This is a genomic window from Streptomyces sp. NPDC019937, from assembly GCF_040631655.1.
GTDB lineage: Bacteria > Actinomycetota > Actinomycetes > Streptomycetales > Streptomycetaceae > Streptomyces.
On record NZ_JBEYAL010000011.1, the window covers coordinates 164,646 to 183,266 of the forward strand.

Annotated in this window: 15 protein-coding genes; 8 read left to right on the forward strand and 7 right to left on the reverse strand. The window is 71.6% G+C overall.

The features are described 5' to 3' along the window. Positions 1–6 precede the first annotated feature (6 nt). The gene (locus tag ABZ562_RS13875; RefSeq protein WP_361477813.1) at positions 7–2,355 is read left to right on the forward strand and encodes a SpoIIE family protein phosphatase; all 2,349 of its coding nucleotides are present in this window, start codon (positions 7–9) and stop codon (positions 2,353–2,355) included. Positions 2,356–2,422: 67 nt separating this feature from the next. Here the strand turns inward: ABZ562_RS13875 and ABZ562_RS13880 are convergent, their stop codons facing one another. After that, positions 2,423–4,669: a transglycosylase domain-containing protein gene (locus ABZ562_RS13880; protein ID WP_361477816.1), complete on the reverse strand. Its 2,247-nt coding sequence runs from the start codon at positions 4,667–4,669 to the stop codon at positions 2,423–2,425. 215 nt (positions 4,670–4,884) lie between these two features. On the opposite strand from ABZ562_RS13880, the gene ABZ562_RS13885 reads away from it, so the two are divergent. The 5 genes from ABZ562_RS13885 to ABZ562_RS13905 all read left to right on the forward strand — a co-directional run bounded on the left by ABZ562_RS13885 (position 4,885) and on the right by ABZ562_RS13905 (position 9,901). Continuing rightward, positions 4,885–5,826 carry an SPFH domain-containing protein gene (locus tag ABZ562_RS13885; protein ID WP_361477819.1) on the forward strand — a complete coding sequence of 314 codons (942 nt, stop codon included), beginning with the start codon at positions 4,885–4,887 and terminating at the stop codon, positions 5,824–5,826. After that, positions 5,823–6,110 (forward strand): hypothetical protein, encoded by a 288-nt coding sequence (locus ABZ562_RS13890; RefSeq protein ID WP_361477822.1) that lies wholly within the window; start codon positions 5,823–5,825, stop codon positions 6,108–6,110. The genes ABZ562_RS13885 and ABZ562_RS13890 overlap by 4 nt, the downstream gene beginning before the upstream one ends. A gap of 85 nt (positions 6,111–6,195) precedes the next feature. Then, a complete protein-coding gene (locus ABZ562_RS13895) occupies positions 6,196–6,720 on the forward strand; it encodes a PadR family transcriptional regulator (protein ID WP_361477825.1) in 525 nt (174 codons plus the stop codon). Then, a complete protein-coding gene (locus tag ABZ562_RS13900; RefSeq protein WP_361477828.1) occupies positions 6,717–7,403 on the forward strand; it encodes an ABC transporter ATP-binding protein in 687 nt (228 codons plus the stop codon). Before ABZ562_RS13895 ends, ABZ562_RS13900 begins: the two co-directional genes overlap by 4 nt. Beyond that, a complete protein-coding gene (locus ABZ562_RS13905) occupies positions 7,400–9,901 on the forward strand; it encodes an FtsX-like permease family protein (protein ID WP_361477831.1) in 2,502 nt (833 codons plus the stop codon). The genes ABZ562_RS13900 and ABZ562_RS13905 overlap by 4 nt, the downstream gene beginning before the upstream one ends. 64 nt (positions 9,902–9,965) lie before the next feature. Here ABZ562_RS13905 and ABZ562_RS13910 read toward each other — a convergent pair whose 3' ends face one another. Next, positions 9,966–10,922 carry a LysR substrate-binding domain-containing protein gene (locus tag ABZ562_RS13910; RefSeq protein WP_361477834.1) on the reverse strand — a complete coding sequence of 319 codons (957 nt, stop codon included), beginning with the start codon at positions 10,920–10,922 and terminating at the stop codon, positions 9,966–9,968. Between the two features lie 136 nt (positions 10,923–11,058). Between ABZ562_RS13910 and ABZ562_RS13915 the strand changes: the two genes are divergently transcribed. Both ABZ562_RS13915 and ABZ562_RS13920 read left to right on the forward strand, forming a co-directional pair. Next, on the forward strand, positions 11,059–11,613 hold the full coding sequence (locus ABZ562_RS13915; RefSeq protein ID WP_055548216.1) for a peroxiredoxin: 555 nt from the start codon (positions 11,059–11,061) through the stop codon (positions 11,611–11,613). Between the two features lie 11 nt (positions 11,614–11,624). Next, complete coding sequence (locus tag ABZ562_RS13920) at positions 11,625–12,164, forward strand: alkyl hydroperoxide reductase (protein ID WP_361477838.1); 540 nt, start codon at positions 11,625–11,627, stop codon at positions 12,162–12,164. An 83-nt stretch (positions 12,165–12,247) separates the two neighbouring features. Here the strand turns inward: ABZ562_RS13920 and ABZ562_RS13925 are convergent, their stop codons facing one another. The 5 genes from ABZ562_RS13925 to ABZ562_RS13945 form a co-directional block, all read right to left on the reverse strand. Beyond that, positions 12,248–13,747 (reverse strand): AI-2E family transporter, encoded by a 1,500-nt coding sequence (locus tag ABZ562_RS13925; protein ID WP_361477841.1) that lies wholly within the window; start codon positions 13,745–13,747, stop codon positions 12,248–12,250. A 134-nt stretch (positions 13,748–13,881) separates the two neighbouring features. Continuing rightward, positions 13,882–14,616, reverse strand: a complete 735-nt coding sequence (locus ABZ562_RS13930) for a transglycosylase SLT domain-containing protein (RefSeq protein WP_361477844.1) — start codon at positions 14,614–14,616, stop codon at positions 13,882–13,884. 413 nt (positions 14,617–15,029) lie between these two features. After that, positions 15,030–16,367, reverse strand: a complete 1,338-nt coding sequence (locus ABZ562_RS13935) for a PhoH family protein (RefSeq protein ID WP_055548223.1) — start codon at positions 16,365–16,367, stop codon at positions 15,030–15,032. 395 nt (positions 16,368–16,762) lie between these two features. After that, a complete protein-coding gene (locus ABZ562_RS13940) occupies positions 16,763–17,524 on the reverse strand; it encodes an isoprenyl transferase (RefSeq protein WP_361477995.1) in 762 nt (253 codons plus the stop codon). A gap of 348 nt (positions 17,525–17,872) precedes the next feature. Further along, the gene (locus ABZ562_RS13945; protein ID WP_361477847.1) at positions 17,873–18,619 is read right to left on the reverse strand and encodes an A24 family peptidase; all 747 of its coding nucleotides are present in this window, start codon (positions 18,617–18,619) and stop codon (positions 17,873–17,875) included. Positions 18,620–18,621: the final 2 nt, after the last annotated feature.

An 18,621-nucleotide genomic window follows, 5' to 3' on the forward strand; every position in this document is an offset into this window, starting at 1 on the left:
CCACGCGTGACGGAGCACCCCACCTCCCACAACAGGCGACAGGCCGCCACCCCTGCCGCCGCCTCGGGCATGCCCGAGGACGCGCACGGCGCGGTCCCGGACCCGCGGACCGCCGTGCGGCAGACGGCCGCCCCCGGTCAGGAGCCGGGCGGCGGCCGGCCGCGTCCCGCCTTCCCCGCGGACGGCCCGTCGGCCGCCCCGGGCCCCGGCGACGCCCCGGACCCGGAGCCGGACGGCGCCGGGGGAGACGCCCGGCCACGGCCCGGTCGCCGCGGCCGCGGCAAGGCCGCGCCGCGCTCGGGCGGGGGCACGCCGCGCGGCGGAGGGACCAAGCGCGCCGGTGACGGGACGCAGCGCCGGAGCACGGCGCAGAGCGAGCAGCCGGAGCACGGCACACCGGAGGGCGAGCCTGTGTGGGACGCGGACCGCAATGCCGCTTCAGGCGCGGCGCGCCGACCCGGGGCCCGGGACGGCGCCCCCAGCACCACGGCGGGCGAACACCCGGCCCCGGCGCAGCCGGACGGGGGCACGTCGGCGGGCGCGGGCGCGGCCGCCGGTGAGGTCGCGTACACCACGCCCGAGGGCGGGATGCCCGCCGTGCCGCCCTCGACCGCGCCCGGCGCCGACGGCGCCGCCGCCGTGCGGGACCGGAGCGGGGACCGGCTGCGGTTCGTCGGGGCGGCGACGCGGCGCATCGCGCGCGGCATCGACCTCGACGAGATCGTGCTCGGCCTGTGCCGGGCCACCGTGCCCACCTTCGCCGACGCGATCCTGGTCTATCTGCGCGATCCGCTGCCGGTCGGCGACGAGCGCCCGGTCGGCCCGGTGGTGCTGCGGCTGCGCCGCACCGACCGGATCCCGCTGGACCCGGACACCGAGAGCGGACGGCTGCCGCTGATGTCCTCGCAGCCCGATCTGGCGCCCGCCGTGGGCGGCGGACCCGCCGCCGAGCTGTGCGAGGTGGAGGCGGGCGGCCCGCTGGCCGAGGTGCTGCGCGGGGTGCGGCCGGTGTTCGGCGACTCGCAGGCCGCCCGCGCCGCGCTGCCCGAACTCCTCGGCGAGGGGCCGTCGGTGGCGACCGGCCAGCGCACCGTGCTGGCCCCGCTGCGCGGCCGCCGCCGGGTGATCGGCGCGGCCGTGTTCGTACGCCGCCCGGACCGGCCGCCGTTCGAACCGGACGATCTGCTGGTCGCCGCCCAGCTGGCCACCCACACCGCGCTCGGCGTCGACAAGGCGGTGCTGTACGGGCGCGAGGTCTACATCGCGGACGAGTTGCAGCGCACCATGCTGCCCGACTCGCTGCCCCAGCCCACCGGCGTCCGGCTGGCCAGCCGCTATCTGCCCGCGGCCGAGACCGCGCGGGTCGGCGGCGACTGGTACGACGCGATCCCACTGCCCGGCAACCGGGTGGCGCTGGTCGTCGGCGACGTGATGGGCCACTCCATGACCTCGGCCGCGATCATGGGCCAGCTGCGCACGACCGCGCAGACCCTGGCCGGGCTCGACCTGCCGCCGCAGGAGGTGCTGCACCACCTCGACGAGCAGGCCCAGCGGCTCGGCACCGACCGCATGGCCACCTGCCTGTACGCGGTCTACGACCCCGTCGCGCACCGCATCGTGGTCGCCAACGCGGGCCATCCGCCGCCCCTGCTGCTGCACCGCGGCGGCCGCGCCGAGGTGCTGCGGGTGCCGCCGGGGGCGCCGATCGGGGTCGGCGGCGTCGACTTCGAGGCGGTCGAGCTGGACGCGCCCGCCGGGGCCACCCTCATGCTCTACACCGACGGCCTGGTCGAGTCGCGGATGCGCGACGTGTGGACCGGGATCGAGCAGCTGCGCGAGCGGCTGACCGCCACCGCCCGGCTCACCGGCCCCAACCCGCCGCCGCTGGAGCCGCTGTGCGACGAGGTGCTGGACATGCTCGGGCCCGGCGACCGCGACGACGACGTGGCGCTGCTCGCGGCCCGCTTCGAGGGCATCGCGCCCAGCGACGTCGCGTACTGGTTCCTGGACCCCAAGGCCCAGACCGCCGGGCAGGCCCGCCGCCTGGCCCGCCGTGCGCTGGCCCGCTGGGACCTGGAGGACCTGACGGACGCGGTGGAGCTGCTGGTCAGCGAGGTGGTCACCAACGCCGTACGGTACGCGGAGCGGCCCATCACCCTGCGCCTGCTCCGTACCGACGTGCTGCGCTGCGAGGTCGGCGACGACGTGCCGCAGCTGCCCCGGCTGCGCCAGGCCCGGCCCTCCGACGAGGGCGGCCGCGGGCTGTACCTGGTCAACCGGATGGCCCGCCGGTGGGGCGCGACCCGGCTGTCCACGGGCAAGGTCGTCTGGTTCGAACTGGCCATGCCGAACTGAGCTGCCCGGCACCTTCCGTGCGGGAAGGTGCCAGGCGGCTCGGGGACGTCTCTGCCGGGCGGGGCGGTCAGCCCAGGCTCTGCCCCTGGTCGCCACCGCCGTCCTCATTGCCCGGCGGGGTGATCGGCCCGGTGGGCAGCGACGCCGGCGGAGACGACGGCGTGGACGGCGGGGTCGACGGCGTCGCGGGCGTGGTCGGGGCGGTGGGCGTGTCTTCCGGGGTCGCGCTCTTGCTCGGGGTCGCGCTCTCGTCCTCCGTGGGCGTCGCGGACGTGGTCGGGGTCTCCTCGTCCTCCGTCGTTGCCGATGTCGTCGGCGCGACGTTGTTCAGCTCGGTGTCCAGATCGAACTTCGTGGTCGAGTCGCCGTTCAGGGTGCTGCCCATGTACGCGGACCAGATCCTGGCCGGGAAGTCACCACCGTTGACCCGGCCACCGCCGGCCGTGCCCTTGAGCGAGACCTGCGTGCCCTTGCCCTCCCTCTCGCCGAACATGCCGACCGAGGTCACCAGGTCGGGGGTGTAGCCGGTGAACCAGGCGGACTTGTTGTCGTCCGAGGTGCCGGTCTTGCCCGCCATCTCCTGGCCCTTGGTGCGCACGGCCTGGCCGGTGCCGTCGTCGACCACACCGGTGAGCACCTGGGTGACGGAGTCGGCCGCGCCCCGGCTGATCGCCTGGCCGTTGGTCGGGTCCGGCAGGTCGGCCTGCTGGTCCTCGCCCTTCTGGGCCGACTTCACGAACGCCGGGGTGACCTTCTTGCCGTGGTTGTCGAGGGTCGCGTAGACCCCGGCCATCTCCTTGGGGCTGGCGCCCATCACGCCCAGCGACATCGCGGGGCGCACGTCGAAGCCGTTCTTCACGTCGCCGACCATGCCGAGGTCCATGGCCGTGTTCTTGACCTTGCTCAGTCCCACGTCCACCGCCATCTGCGCGAAGACGGAGTTGACGGACTTGTTCATCGCCTTCTGGACGTTGATCGGGCCGTAGGACTTGTTGTCCTCGTTCGGCGGGGCGAAGGCGGTGTCGCTGCCCTTGACCGGCCGCCTGCTGGTGCCGTCGTAGAGGGTCTTGGACGTGATCGGCGTGCCGCTCTGGGTGGTCGAGCCGTTCTCGTAGGCCGAGGCCAGGATGAGGGGCTTGAAGGTGGAGGCGGGCTGGTAGTCGGAGCGGGTCGCGTTGTTGGTGTAGTGCTCGGTGTAGCCCGCGCCGCCGTACATCGCCACGATGCCACCGGTCTTGGGGTCCACCGAGACGGCGCCGACCTGGGCGTCCTTGTCGACCTGGCGCTCCTTCGGGTCCAGCTTGTCCGTCAGCTCGGTGCGGACCGCCTTCTCCAGCGCCTTCTGCTTCTTCTTGTCGATGTTGAGGGTGACCGTCCAGCCGCCGGCCTGGAACTCGTTCTCGCTGACCCCCGCCTTGTACAGCTCCTTCTTGGCCGCCTCGATGACGTAGCCGGTCTGGCCGTCGAGCCCGGGGATGGGGCGGGCCGCGATGGGCTTGTCGAACGTCAGCCCGTCACGCTCGCTCTTGGACAGCCAGTCCTTCTCGACCATGTTGTTGAGGATGTAGTTCCAGCGGGCCACGACCAGCTTCTTGCCGTTGGGACCCGCCGTTGAATAGTCGTACTGGCTGGGGGCCTGGAGCAGGGCCGCGAGATAGGCGCCCTGCGCGACCGTCAGCTTGTCGACGTCCTTGTTGTAGTACGCGCGGGCGGCGGCCTGGATGCCGTAGGCGCCGCGGCCGTAGTAGCTGGTGTTGATGTAGCCCTGGAGGATGTAGTCCTTGGACTTGTCCTGGTCGACCTTGAGGGAGATCACCAGCTCCTTGAGCTTACGGCTGACCGTCTGCTCCTGGCTGAGGTAGTAGTTCTTGACGAACTGCTGGGTGATGGTCGAGCCACCCTGCTTGCCCCGGCCGAGGGCGGTGTTGATCAGACCGCGCGCGGTGCCGGAGAAGGACACACCGGAGTCGGTGTAGAAGTCCTTGTTCTCGGCGGCGACGAAGGTGTGCTGCACCTTCTTGGGGATCTTGGACAGCGGCACCGACTCGCGGTTGACCGCACCCTCCTTCGCCATGATCGAGCCGTCGCTGTACTTGTAGATGTTGGCTTCCGCCCGCGCCTCGGCGTTGGCGGGAGGCACCTGCACGCTGAAGTACAGGATCAAGAACGCCCCGACTCCCAGGACACCCAGCCCGACGAAGTAGGCCAGCACCATCTTCCAGGTGAAGAACCGGCGTATGCCCCCCTTCTTGGCGGCCTTCTTGGCCCTGCGTGCGCCCTTCTGCCGCGCCCGCCGCTCGTCCGCTCTACCCATCTCTCCCGCCGCTCCAGTCCATACCCGCCCCCCAGCCCAGCTCATGAAGCTAGCACCGCAACTACCGGCAAATACTCATCGATCAAGCTTTTTCCGTACGTGACAAAGAGCACGTCTCTCACGGGAACTGACGGTCCAGTACGGCCGGGGGTTGCACGGGGACATAAATGTGTTATCACTTTGCTAGACATCCACGAAGCAGAAACGGGGCCCCCATGACCGACACCACCACCCCCACCGCCGACATACCGGCCATCCCGGAGCCACAGGTACGGGAGCGGCCCGCCCAGAACATCAGCGGCGGCCTCGCCCTGCTGCTGGGCCTGGCCGGGCTGGTCGCCGGGGTCGGGCTGATCCTCGCCGGGGCCGCCGTCGCCGCCGACCACAAGGGCGCCGGATCCACGGTGCTGATCGTCGCCGGGATCGTGGTGATCCTCACCGCGATCATCACCATGTGCGGGCTGAACATGGTCGCGCCGGGCGAGGCCCGGGTCGTCCAGCTCTTCGGCCGCTACCGCGGCACCATCCGCACCGACGGACTGCGCTGGGTCAACCCGCTGACCAGCCGGGAGAAGATCTCCACCCGGGTGCGCAACCACGAGACCGCGGTGCTCAAGGTCAACGACGCCTACGGCAACCCGATCGAGCTGGCCGCCGTCGTGGTCTGGAAGGTCGAGGACACCGCGCAGGCGATGTTCGAGGTGGACGACTTCCTGGAGTTCGTCGCCACCCAGACCGAGGCGGCCGTGCGCCACATCGCCATCGAGTACCCGTACGACGCCCATGACGAGGACGGCCTGTCGCTGCGCGGCAACGCCGAGGAGATCACCGAGAAGCTCGCGGTCGAGCTGCACGCCCGGGTCGAGGCGGCCGGGGTGCGCATCATCGAGTCGCGCTTCACCCACCTCGCGTACGCCCCGGAGATCGCCTCCGCGATGCTCCAGCGGCAGCAGGCGGGCGCGGTGGTCGCCGCCCGGCGGCAGATCGTGGACGGCGCGGTCGGCATGGTCGAGGCGGCGCTGGCCCGTATCACCGAAGAGCAGATCGTGGAGCTGGACGAGGAGCGCAAGGCGGCGATGGTCAGCAATCTGATGGTGGTGCTGTGCGGGGACCGCGCCCCGCAGCCCGTCCTCAACACCGGCACGCTCTACCAGTGACGGAGCGACAAGAGGAGGGCGCGGCCGGCCGGCAGCCGCGGCGGCAGCGCAAGCAGACGCTGCTGCGGCTCGACCCCGCGGTGTACGACGCCCTCGCCCGGTGGGCGGGCGAGGAACTGCGCAGCACCAACGCGCAGATCGAGTTCCTGCTGCGCAAGGCGCTTTTCGACGCGGGCCGGCTGCCCGGCACGGCCCGCCCGATCCCCCGCCGCGGCCGCCCGCCGCGCGCGGCGGGCGGGGACGGGGCCGAGGACGGCGAATCCGGGGGCCGGACCGCACCGTAACCCGCGGCAAGCGCCTGACCTGCGAAGACACACTACTCACGGCATCTATACACACGATGTATACGCATCGTGTAGAGTGCCGCGCATGTCAATCGGCCACACCCTGCTCGGACTTCTGGAGTCCGGTCCACGACACGGCTACGACCTCAAGCGCGCCTTCGACGAGAAGTTCGGGCACGACCGCCCGCTGCACTACGGACAGGTCTACTCGACCATGTCCCGGCTCCTGAAGAACGGACTCGTCGAGGTCGACGGCATCGAGCACGCGGGCGGTCCCGAGCGCAAGCGCTACGCGATCACCGACGCGGGCATCACCGATGTGGAGCACTGGCTCGCGCAGCCCGAGAAGCCCGAGCCGTACCTCCAGTCGGTCCTCTACACCAAGGTCGTCCTCGCGCTGCTCACCGGGCGCGACGCCGCCGATCTGCTCGACGTCCAGCGCGCGGAGCATCTGCGGCTGATGCGCGAGCTGACGCAGCGCAAGCGCGGCGGCGACCTGAGCGACCAACTCATCTGCGACCACGCCCTCTTCCACCTCGAGGCCGATCTGCGCTGGCTTGAGCTCACCGCGGCCCGCCTCGCCCCACTCGCCAAGGCGGTGCGTTCATGACTCCGGCGGGATCCCTGCTGATAGCCGACGGCCTGCACAAGTCGTACGGCCCCACCCCCGCGCTGGACGGCGCGGACTTCTCCATCCACCCCGGCGAGGTCGTCGCCGTGATGGGCCCCTCCGGCTCCGGCAAGTCGACGCTGCTGCACTGCCTGGCCGGGATCGTCCGGCCGGACTCCGGTTCGGTCCACTACAGCGGGCGTGAGCTGTCCGCCATGTCGGACGGCGAGCGCAGCAGCCTGCGCCGCGGCGAGTTCGGCTTCGTCTTCCAGTTCGGCCAGCTCGTCCCCGAGCTGACGAGTGTGGAGAACGTCGCGCTGCCGCTGCGGCTGAACGGGGTCAAGCGCAAGGAGGCCGAGGCCCGGGCGCTGTCCTGGATGGAGCGGCTGGAGGTCGCCGATGTGGCGGCCAAGCGGCCCGGCGAGGTCTCCGGCGGTCAGGGGCAGCGCGTCGCGGTCGCCCGTTCGCTGGTCACCGGGCCGCGGGTGCTGTTCGCCGACGAGCCGACCGGCGCGCTGGACTCCCTCAACGGGGAGCGGGTGATGGAGCTGCTGACCGAGGCGGCCCGGGAGACCCGTACGGCGGTCGTCCTGGTCACCCATGAGGCGCGGGTCGCCGCGTACTCCGACCGCGAGGTCGTCGTGCGCGACGGCAAGGCGCGGGACATGGCGGGCATCCGATGAGCGGCCGCCACGAGGGCCCCAACGGTGCCGACGGCCACACCGGCGCCGACGAGGGCCACACCGGCCGGGCGACCCTGACGGCCGTACCGCCCCAGTCGCCCGCCCCCACCCCCGCTCCCGTGCCGCCGCGCCGCGTCGGCGTCGCCCGCTGGGCCGCGGACCTCGCCATGGGCGCCCGGTTCGCGGTGAACGGCGGACGGGAGAGCTGGGCCCGGACGATCATGACGGCGGTCGGGGTCGGCCTCGGCGTCACGCTGCTGCTGTTCGCCGCCTCCGTGCCCAGCATGGACTCCGCGCGCAACGAGCGGACCAACGCCATCGCCGCCTTCGGCTTCGGGGAGGAGCCGAAGGCCGGACCGGGCACGATCCGCCTCGCCCAGGCGAACACCGACTTCCGCGACGAGGACATCCAGGGCATGGTGATGGCGCCCGACGGCGACCGTCCGCCCCACCCCCCGGGCATCAGCGGCGTTCCGGCCGCCGGGGAGATGTGGGTCTCGCCCGCGCTGAAGAAGCTGCTCGACTCCGACGAGGGCAAGCTGCTCCGGGACCGCTTCCCTTACCGCACCGCGGGTGTGATCGGCGACAGCGGGCTGTCCGGGCCCACCGAACTCCGCTACTACGCGGGCATCACCCAGAAGCAGTTCGACCACGTCACCTCCGACTACCGCATCGAGCGCTGGGGGGCCACGGACACCAGCGGGGACGAACTGGACCCCGCGCTGGTGCTGCTGGTCGTCGTGGGCTGTGTGGTGCTGCTGCTGCCGGTGCTCATCTTCATCGCCACCGCGGCCCGCTTCGGCGGCGAGCGGCGCGACCGACGGCTGGCCGCGCTGCGGCTGGTCGGCGCCGACACCCAGATGACGCGGCGGATCGCCGCGGGTGAGTCGCTCTTCGGCTCGGTCCTCGGGCTCGCGGTCGGCGCCGCGCTCTTCCTCCTGCTGCGGGAATCCGTCGGCGGTGCGTCGCTGGGGAACCTCAGCTTCTACACCTCCGACATCACGCCCGCCCTCCCGCTCGCCCTGGCGATCGCGGTGATCGTGCCCGCGTCGGCCGTCGCCGTCACGCTCATCGCCCTGCGCGCCATCGCCATCGAGCCGCTGGGCGTCGTACGGAATGCCACCCCCAAGCGGCGGCGGTTGTGGTGGCGGCTGGCGCTGCCGGTCCTCGGCATCGGGCTGCTGCTGCCGCTCGCGGGCGGCTTCGGGGCGGACAGCTCGGGCGGCGACCTCCGGATCTACCAGGCCGCGGCCGGTGCCGTGCTGCTGCTCATCGGCCTCACCGCGCTGCTGCCCTGGCTGGTCGAGGCCGTGGTGGAACGCTTCGGCAAGGGCCCGGTGCCCTGGCAGCTCGCCACCCGCCGGCTCCAGCTCAGCAGCGGCACCGCGGCGCGCGCGGTCAGCGGCATCACGGTGGCGGTCGCCGGGGCCATCGCGCTCCAGATGCTCTTCGCCAGCGTGGAGGCCCAGAGCACCGAGGAGACCGGCCAGGACCCGAACCGCGCCGAGCTGATCCTGAACGCCAAGGTGGACAACGGCGCCCAGGCCAACGACGCCTTCGCGCGGCTCCGCGCGACCAAGGGCGTGCGCAGCGTGCTCGGCATCACCCTGGACATGGTCTCCGACGCGCGCAGCAAGAAGAAGGATCCGGCGGACATCCCGACCGACTCCCTCACCGTCGCCGACTGCCCCGCGCTGCGCGAGGTGGCCCGCATCACCAGCTGCCGGGACGGCGACGTCTTCGTCATCGACGGCGACGACAGCTACCTGGCGCCCGAAGACCGCTTCGTGAAGCCGGGCGCACAGGTCGGTCTGACCTTCCGCGACGACCACCTGCCCTCGCCCGACCAGAAGAAGCCGTGGACGATCCCCGGTTCGGCCACGAAGGTGAAGCCCAGGAAGGACCCGACCGGCGCCACGGCCCGCGGCATCCTCGCCACCCCCGGCGCCTTCGACATCGCCGACCTGCCGGACGCCCAGGCGCAGGCGATGATCCGGCTGGACCCGAAGGTGCCGGACGCCGCCGAGTACGTGCGCAACGCCAGTGCGGGGATCGGCCCGGCGCTGGACGTGATACAGCTCAGCAGCACCTCGCAGACGTCCGAGTTCCAGACGATCCGCAACGCCCTGTTCATCGGCGCCTCCGCGACGCTGCTGCTCATCGGCGCCAGCATGATCGTGACCACTCTGGAGCAACTGCGGGACCGCAAGCGGCTGCTGTCGGTCCTGGTCGCCTTCGGCACCCGGCGCACCACGCTGAGCTGGTCCATCCTGTGGCAGACCGCGGTACCGGTGGTGCTGGGTCTCGCGCTGTCGATCGCGGGCGGGCTGGCGCTGGGCGTGCTGCTGCTGAAGATGGTCGGTCAGGGGATCGTCGTGGACTGGTCCGGGCTCGCCGCGATGACCGGCATCGGCGCGGGGGTCATCCTGCTGGTGACCCTGGTCAGCCTGCCGCCGCTGTGGCGCATGATGCGCCCGGAGGGCCTGCGGACCGAGTAGCCCCGTACGCCGGGAAGAACACGCCGTCGCGGCGGGGAGGAGGAACCCCCGCCGCGGCGGCGCGTCAGCACGCGACGCGCACCGGCAGCGGCCGCACCGCCTCGCGGAGCGTGGCGGCCAGGGCCTCGAACTCCTCCGCCCGCGCGGCCCCGGCCCGCATGGCCAGGGCGATGCGGCGGGTGGGGGCCGGGTCGGCGAAGTCGCCGGTGGCCAGCTCGTCGTTGCGGCCGGTCTCGACCCGTAGCGCGGTACGCGGCAGGAGCGTCACCCCGAGCCCGCCGCCGACGAGTTGCACCAGTGTGGAGAGCCCGGCGGCGGTCGTGGTCACCGGGGCGCCGTCGGTGCGGCCGGCCTCGCGGCAGATGTCCAGGGCCTGGTCGCGCAGGCAGTGGCCCTCGTCCAGCAGCAGCAGATCCAGTTCGCCCAGCGCCTCGCGCGGTATGTCCGTACGCCCGCCCAGCCAGTGGTCCCGCGGCGTGACCAGGACGAAGTCCTCGTCGAACAGCGGCAGTTCCACCACCCCCGGGGCGCCGAGGGGGACCGCGAGCAGCAGCAGGTCCAGCCGCCCCTGGGCGAGCCCGTCCAGCAGCGAGGCGGTCTGCTCCTCGTGCACCTGGAGGTCCAGGCGCGGATACTGCTCGCGCACCAGCCGCAGCACGGTCGGCAGCAGATACGGCGCCACCGTCGGGATCACCCCGAGCCGCAGCACCCCGGTGAACGGCGCCCGCGCCGCATCGGCCTCCTCCAGCAGCGCACCGACCTCGGCGAGTACGGAGCGTGCGCGCGCGGCCAGCCGTTCACCCGCCGGGCTGAGCAGCACCTTGCGGGTCGTACGCTCGAGCAGCTGAACTCCGAGCGTGTCCTCCAGGGTGGCGACGGCGCCCGAAAGAGCGGGCTGGCTCATCCCGATGGCGGCCGCCGCATCCCGGAAGTGCAGATGCTCGGCGACCGCGGCGAACGCCTTGAGCTGGGACAAGCTCGGCTGCCGCGGCTTTCCGGGCGGGGTCACTGTCGCGGCCACTGATAGCCACCTCCAATCAACTTCAGCGAGTCTAGCTATTTCACTGATCAATGTGGAGTGTGCCAGGGTAGAGATCGTCCAACCCCGGGAAACCCCCACAAAGGGTCCCTCCCACGCGAAAGCTGCAAGGAGAAACGTGCTCACTGTCGGTGACAAGTTCCCCGAGTTCGACCTGACCGCCTGCGTCTCGCTGGAGAGCGGGCAGGAGTTCGAGCAGATCAACCACAAGACCTACGAGGGCAAGTGGAAGATCGTTTTCGCATGGCCCAAGGACTTCACCTTCGTGTGCCCGACCGAGATCGCGGCCTTCGGCAAGCTGAACGAGGAGTTCGCGGACCGTGACGCCCAGATCCTGGGCTTCTCCGGCGACTCCGAGTTCGTCCACCACGCCTGGCGCAAGGACCACGCCGACCTGCGTGACCTGCCCTTCCCGATGATGGCGGACTCCAAGCACGAGCTGATGCGCGACCTGGGCATCGAGGGCGAGGACGGCTTCGCGCAGCGCGCCGTCTTCATCGTGGACCAGAACAACGAGATCCAGTTCACCATGGTGACGGCCGGTTCCGTGGGCCGTAACCCCAAGGAGGTCCTGCGGGTGCTCGACGCCCTGCAGACCGACGAGCTGTGCCCGTGCAACTGGAGCAAGGGCGAGGACACCCTCGACCCGGTCGCGCTCCTCTCCGGCGAGTGAGGTGAACTGACATGGCACTCGACGCCCTGAAGTCCGCCCTGCCGGACTACGCCAAGGACCTGAAGCTGAACCTCGGTTCGGTGATCGGCAACTCCGAGCTTCCGCAGCAGCAGCTGTGGGGCACCGTGCTGGCCTGCGCGATCGCCTCGCGCTCGCCGCGGGTGCTGACCGAGCTGGAGCCGGAGGCCAAGGCCAACCTGTCGCCCGAGGCGTACACCGCCGCCAAGTCGGCGGCCGCCATCATGGCGATGAACAACGTGTACTACCGGACCCGGCACCTGCTGTCCGACCCGGAGTACGGCAACCTGCGCGCGGGTCTGCGGATGAACGTCATCGGCAACCCGGGCGTGGACAAGACCGACTTCGAGCTGTGGTCGCTCGCGGTCTCCGCGATCAACGGCTGCGGCATGTGCCTGGACTCGCACGAGCAGGTGCTCCGCAAGGCGGGCGTGGACCGCGAGACGGTCCAGGAAGCCTTCAAGATCGCCGCAGTGCTGCAGGCGGTCGGCGCCACCCTGGACGCCGAGGGCGTCCTGGCCGCCAACGCCTGACGGCTGACGGCCGCGCCACCGACACGCGAAGGGGCGCCCCACCGATCCGGTGGGGCGCCCCTTCGCGTTCGTGGCCACGGGAGTTACCCGCCGTCCTCACCCGGGCGCCGCACCGGCGCAGTGGAGACGACGGTGGCGCCGTGCGGGCGCGGGCCGGCGGCGCGCAGGGCCCTCTCGCTGCTGTGCGCGCGCAGATAGCCGACCACCGTGTTGACGACCGCCACCAGCGGTACGGCCACCACCGCGCCGCCGATGCCACCGATCAGCGAGCCGCCCGCGACCGAGAGCACCACGGCGAGCGGGTGGACCCGCACCGCGCGGCCGAGGATGAACGGCTGCAGCACATGGCCCTCGATCTGCTGCACCGCCAGCACCACCACCAGCACCATCGCCCCCGTGAAGACGCCCTGGGTGACCAGCGCCACCATGACGGCGAGGGCGCCGGAGACCACCGCGCCCACCAGCGGGATGAAGGCGAAGAGGAAGATGAAGACGGCGAGCGGCACGGCCATGGGCACGTCGAGGAAGAACAGCCCCACGCCGATGAAGATCGCGTCGATGAGGGCCACGATCACCGTGCCGCGCACATAGGCGGTCAGCGTGGCCCAGGCGCGCGGACCCGCGCCCGCCACGCCCGGCCGGGCCGCCGCCGGGACGAGCCCCAGCGTCCAGCCCCAGATCCGCGGTCCGTCGTACAGCAGGAACAGCGTGCTGAACATGGTCAGCAGGATGCCGGTCAGCACCTCCACGACGACCGTGACGCCTTCGAGCCCGGCCGAGGTGATCTCCTCGGTGTTGGAGCCGACGGCCTCGCGCAGGCTCTTGGCGACGTGGTTGATCTGCTTCTCCGTCACGTGGAACGGGCTGTGCAGCAGCCAGCGCCGCAGATCGTCGATACCGGCCTGGAGCTTGTCGGACAGCTCGCCGACGTTCTCCATGACCTGCCACACCACGAACCACACGACCAGCCCCATGACGATGAAGCCGCCGATGAAGGTGATGGTCGTGGCGAGCCCGCGCGGGACACCCCGGTTGCGCAGCCGGGTGACGGTGGGCTCCAGCAGGGCCGTGATGAGCAGGGCGATGGTGAAGGAGAACACGACCAGCTGGATGGAGCTGATGACCTGCATCAGCACATAGAGCGTCCCGGCCAGCACCAGCAGCCGCCATCCGGCTTCGGCCGCGACGCGCACGCCCCAGGGGACGGCCTCGGCCGGTTTGGGACGGGGGGCGACGGCGGGGGCGTAGGCGGGCGGGGCGGGCACGCTGGGCACCTCGGACGGCTCCTGCGGCTCGTCCGGCGCGTGCCCTTCACGCGGCGGCTCGTGGGGCTCCCGCGGTTGCGGCTCGCCGGGCGCGTGCGGTTCGCCAGGGGTGTGCGCCTCGCCGGGGGCATGCGGCTCCCACGGCGGCTCCGGGCGGTGCGGTGACGGCTCCGGGCCCCCGGCGGGCCCGGGCGGCCGGCCGGCGCCCGCGCCGCCGCCCTCCTCACCCCGTGCCGCGGCCTCCTCGTGTTCGAGCCGTGCGGCGAGCCGCGTCAGACCGGCCCCCAACCTGCCGACCCACTCTGGCAATCTGGACATTCAGCTTTCCCTACCCCCGGTTCCCCCGTGGTCGTCGGCATGACGTTACCGGCTCCGGACGCGCGAAACCCCCGACCTGGCGGACGGGGGTTTCGCGAAGCTCTGTTACCGAGCGGCCGGAAGGCCCGGACCGGTCAGTAGTAGTTGTTGGCCTGCCAGAACGACCAGGCCTCACACGGGCTGCCGTAGCGGTCGTTCATGTAGCCCAGGCCCCACTTGATCTGCGTGGCCGGGTTGGTCTTCCAGTCGGCACCGGCCGAGGCCATCTTGGACGCGGGCAGCGCCTGCACCAGACCGTACGAACCCGAGGACGGGTTGGTGGCCTGGTAGTTCCAGCCGCTCTCGTGGTCCACGATGTTGCTGAAGCACTGGAACTGGTCGCCCGGAACCATCTGCCGGGCCATGGCCTGGACGTCGGCGATGGAGTACGAGGCCTTGACCGGGAAGGCGCCGGAGTCACGCGTCGCCGAACGGCTCGCGATCTCCTGCTTCTTCTTTGCCTCGCGCTCCTTGGCCAGCTTCTCGGCGGCCGCCTTGTCCGCGGCGGCCTTCTTGGCCTTCGCGTCCTGGGCTGCCTGCTTGCGGGCCGCCTCCTCAGCGGACTTCTTAGCCTCCGCGTCGGCCGCGGTGGACTGCACGTCCGCCTGCTGCGTCAGGGATGCTGTCTGCGCCACGGCCTGCTGGCCGGCGGGTATGTCCGCAAGGAGCGTCGAGTCGGCGGCGGTCGCCTCGATCGGGTCGGACGGGCTCTGCTGCTGCCCGCCACCCGCGGCGACACCGACGACGGCGCCCACAGTGGTGACCGCGGTGGCCGAGGCCACTGCGAATCCCCGGACCGAAATCCGGCTCACTCGGTTTCCTTCCAGCATCGCCCGCTTAGGTGACCTCGCGGGCGCCAATCGTGCCCCTGACGCTGGCCTCCCCTTGTTCCGTCCCCGGTACTGCTCGACGGGTAAGGCTGGTCACGGGAGGCGCTGGCCCGGTGCGTCCTCCCGAGGGAGGGCCGCAAGGTGCTCGGGCGGCATACGGCGAACTCTCTTCAGTTCTGGTACTGCTGTGGTTCTGTACCGCTGGGGGTACTGGTGTGCCGTATGCGGGGCCTGACAGAACCCACACACTGCCGGACACGGATGCCGGAAGGCAATTCCCCGGGAGGTGCGAAAGCTCACACCCCGTTTACACCCTAGGGTTTCTGGAAATCCACGCGCGTGAACGCGCCGCACAGTTAGGCTCTTTGGCCTTTCCGTGCGGCGCGTTTGCCGACGTACCGGATTCAACCGGCTCAGATGTGGCCGTCCTCCAGCATTTCGGTCACCAGGGCCGCGATCGGCGATCGCTCCGAGCGGTTGAGGGTGATGTGCGCGAAGAGCGGATGCCCCTTCAGCTTCTCCACGACCGCCACCACCCCGTCGTACCGCCCGACGCGGAGGTTGTCGCGCTGCCCCACGTCATGGGTGAGCACCACGCGGGAGTTGGCGCCGATTCGGGACAGAACGGTCAGCAGGACGTTCCGTTCGAGCGACTGCGCCTCGTCGACGATCACAAAGGCGTCGTGCAGCGACCGGCCGCGGATGTGGGTGAGCGGAAGCACCTCCAGCATGCCGCGCTCCACCACCTCCTCGATCACCTCGGAACTGGTCACCGCGGACAGCGTGTCGAAGACCGCCTGAGCCCACGGGCTCATCTTCTCGGCCTCGCTGCCGGGCAGATAGCCCAACTCCTGACCGCCCACCGCGTACAGCGGACGGAAGATCATCACCTTGCGGTGCTGCCGCCGCTCCAGGACCGCCTCCAGGCCCGCGCACAGCGCGAGCGCCGACTTGCCCGTACCGGCCCGGCCGCCCATCGACAGGATCCCCACCTCGGGATCCAGCAGCAGATCCAGCGCGATGCGCTGCTCCGCGCTGCGCCCGTGGATGCCGAACGCCTCCCGGTCGCCGCGCACCACCCGCACCTGCCCGTCCGGGGTGACCCGGCCCAGCGCCTTGCCGCGCTCGGACTGGAGGACCAGTCCGGTGTGCACGGGCAGTTCGGCCGCCTCGGGGATGTACGCGGTCTCGGCGGCGAACAGGTCGTCCACCTGCTCGGCGGAGACGGCCAGCTCCGCCATCCCCGTCCAGCCCGAGTCGGTGATCGCCAGCTCCGCGCGGTACTCCTCGGCGAGCAGCCCCACCGAGGACGCCTTGATGCGCAGGGGCAGATCCTTCGAGACGACGGTGACGTCGTACCCCTCGGCCTGCAGGTTCCGGGCGACGGCGAGGATCCGCGCGTCGTTGTCCCCCACCCGGCCCCCGTGGGTCAGGAAGGCCGCGGGGAGGATTCCCGGGTCGGAGTGGTTGAGCTCGACGCGCAGGGTGCCGCCCAGGTCGCCGATCGGAATCGGAGCGTCCAGACGGCCGTACCGGATGCGGTACTCGTCCAGCAGGCGCAGTGCCTGCCGGGCGAAATACCCCAGTTCCGGATGGTGCCGCTTGGCCTCCAGCTCCGTGACCACGACGACCGGCAGCACGACTTCGTGCTCGTCGAAACGGGCCATGGCGCCTGGGTCGGCAAGCAGGACGCTGGTGTCGAGGACATAGGTGCGCCGGTCGTGCTCGCGGCGTTTCTTGCTGGTCACCACGGGTGGACGAACCCCCTCGGGAGAGGTTGGGGTGCGACGGCGTCGCGGGAGTGAGGTGTCCCCGTCGTAGACGGGGAGCGGACCGGGCTCAGGCTCCACGGAACGGGCCGAGCGCCGGCCCTCCGCGTCATACGCACGATCCGCACAGTCGTCCGTGTGCAAAGGGCCTCCCGGGCGAACGGCCCGATGCCGTCCGCTGGCAGTTCGACACCCACTGGACAGTGGAACAGGGCGTCGACCTGGAAGGGATATTCCCTCGAAGGTGCGCGGCCATGCAACGGCATATGACGGCCCGTACATGAACGTTGTGGAACGAGCGTGCCAAACGGCGGCCGGGGCCGGACGCCGTCTCGCGTCCGGCCCCGGCCGGTGAACTGCTTTGTGGGATAAGGCGATCAGTTGCCGTAGCGGCGGTGCCGCGCCGCGTAGTCACGCAGGGCGCGGAGGAAGTCGACCTTCCGGAAGGCGGGCCAGAAAACTTCGCAGAAGTAATACTCCGAATGGGCACTCTGCCACAGCATGAAGCCCGACAGCCGCTGCTCGCCGCTGGTGCGGATCACCAGGTCCGGATCGGGCTGACCACGGGTGTACAGGTGTTCGGCGATGAGGTCGATGTCGACGACCTCGGCCAGCTCCTCGAACGACGTGCCCTTGGCGGCGTGGTCGAGGAGCAGCGAGCGCACCGCGTCGGCGATCTCCTGGCGGCCGCCGTAGCCGACGGCGACGTTGACCAGTATGCCGTCGATGTGCTCCGTGTCCCGCTCGGCCTCCTTGAGGACCGTCTGGGTACGGGAGGGCAGCAGGTCCCGGTTCCCGACGTGGTGCACCCGCCACCGGCCGTCGGCGGCCAGGTCGCGCACGGCGCCCTCGATGATGTTCAGGAGCGGCTTCAGCTCCTTCTCGGGGCGGTCCAGGTTGTCGGTGGAGAGCATCCACAGCGTGACGACCTCGACGTCCGTCTCACTGCACCAGCCCAGCATCTCCCGGATCTTGCTGGCCCCCGCCTGGTGACCCTGCTCGGTGGTGCCGCCGGAGGCGCGGGCCCAGCGGCGGTTGCCGTCGAGGATGACCCCGATGTGCTTGGGCACCTGGTCGTGGTCGAGGCGACCTTCCACCCGGCGTGCATAGAGCCCGTACACCAGGTCGCGCAGTTTCACGTCTTCCAGCCCCTCAGTGCTTTGCATGGCTCGCCATGGCTGTCCGCCCCAAGGGCAGCACCCTACTGCGGGGCGGCGGGGGTGGCTAACCGAGCCGGTCGGACGGGGTATCGGACGACCGGACAGACGTACGGGGCCCTACGCGACCCCCGCCTTCGTCACGGTGGGTGACGGACCGTGTGGGCTGGGTGTCGCTCGCGCACCGCGCTGACCCCGTAATAGAGCGGGCCGGTCCGTGGGGGGGAGTACGGACCGGCCCGAGGGGGGGTTTCCACCATAACCCTTCGTGAGCGGTTGTCCATGCATCGGCGGGGGTGAGGATGCGCGCGGCGCCGATCGGGTGGGGCGTCATCCGGTGCCGAGCGCCCCCAGTACCAGCCCCGCGCCCGCGCCGAGGATCATGAACGGGCCGAACGCCAGCGGCGTCCCGCGGCCCGCTCGCCGCGCCAGGACCAGGGCCATCGCGTACAGCGACCCCAGCAGCACCCCGGCGAACCCGCCCCAGAAGAGCACGGCCCAGCCGTACCAGCCGAGGGCCACCCCGAGGGTCAGCGCCAGTTTGACGTCGCCGAAGCCCATGCCGCGCGGGTTGATCAGGAACAGCACCAGATACGCCCCGCCCAGCACCACCCCGCCCAGCAGCGCCCGCGGCCAGGACCCGGCGCTGTGCGGCAGCAGCGCGGCGACGCCGAGCAGCGCCGCCGCGGCGCCCGCCATCGGCAGGGTCAGCACGTCCGGCAGCCGGTTCACCGCCCGGTCCACCCCGGCCAGCAGCACCGCGGGCGGGGCGAGCAGCAGCCACACCGCCAGCTCGGGGCGCGCCCCGGTGGCCGCCGCCAGGCCCGCGCACACCAGCGCGGTGAGCAGGGCGGGCAGCGCCGGCCCCGGGCCGTACCGCCGCCCGCCGTCCCCGCACCGGGGGCAGCGGGCGGGGCCCAGCCAGCCGCGGGCCGGGCCGGTGAGCGCGTGCCCGCGCGGGCAGTCCGCGCGCCACGGCTCCTCGGGCTCGACCGCCAGCCGGTACAGCGGACGCGGCACCAGCAGCCCGGCGGCGGCGCCGTACGCGGCGGCGAGGGCGATCAGCAGCGGTTGCACGG